Annotated in this window: 2 pseudogenes; one reads left to right on the forward strand and one right to left on the reverse strand. The window is 63.0% G+C overall.

Annotated features, from left to right (window positions below):
* Positions 1-133: pseudogene (gene proA / locus AWU74_RS10660) on the forward strand (glutamate-5-semialdehyde dehydrogenase); the annotation flags it as partial.
* Between the two features lie 49 nt (positions 134-182).
* On the opposite strand, the pseudogene AWU74_RS06430 reads toward proA, so the two are convergent.
* Positions 183-848 (reverse strand): annotated as a pseudogene (locus tag AWU74_RS06430) (propionate kinase); the annotation flags it as partial.

Raw genomic sequence — 848 nt, forward strand, 5'->3', positions numbered from 1 at the left:
CGGCGGGGGGTTCGGCTTCGGGGCGGAAATCGGCATAAGGACGCAGAAACTGCACGCGCGCGGACCTATGGGTCTTTCCGCGCTCACGACGACCAAATACCTTATCGACGGCGAGGGGCAGATACGCCCGTAAATGCCCGCACGCGCATAGAAAAGCCCCCGCACAAGCGGGGGCTTTCTTGTTACGGCTTGGCTATAATCTTCTCCAGCGCAGGGTTCTTCGCTAAGTCGCCTTTCAGCCCTTCGGCGCGCGCCTTGTTCACGTAGCCGGGGCTTTGGAACGTATAGGCGAAATTCGTGTGCACGTCATAGGTGCCCTTCATCAGGGCAAAGGCGTCCTCGGTCATAACCAGTTCCTCGTCGGTCGGTATGACGAACACCTTCACGGGCGAATCGTCCGCGCTTATGCAGGTCTCGGCGTTTCGCGTGCGGGCAAGCGCGTTCTTCGCCTCGTCCAGCCGTATGCCGAGCCGCTCAAGCCCGGCGCAGGACTTGCCGCGGATGAGCGCGGAGAACTCGCCCACGCCGGCGGTAAAGACGAGCGCGTCGACCCTGCCGAGCGCGGCGGAATACGCGCCGATATACTTCTTGATTCGGTAGCATTCCATATCCTGCGCCAGCTTTGCGCGCCGGTCGCCGTCTTCGGCAGCCTTCTGCACGTCCCGGCGGTCAACGTACTTGCCGGTAATGCCGAGCAAGCCGGACTTCTTGTTGAGCGCGGCGTCCATTTCGGCGGCGCTCATGCCGGTCTTCCGCATGATATAGAACGGCAGCGCGGCCTCAACGTCGCCGCTCCGCGTGCCCCTCACCAAGCCCTCCCGCCGCGGAATGCCCACAGACCTGGCTAA

This window comes from Treponema endosymbiont of Eucomonympha sp., from assembly GCF_001028545.1.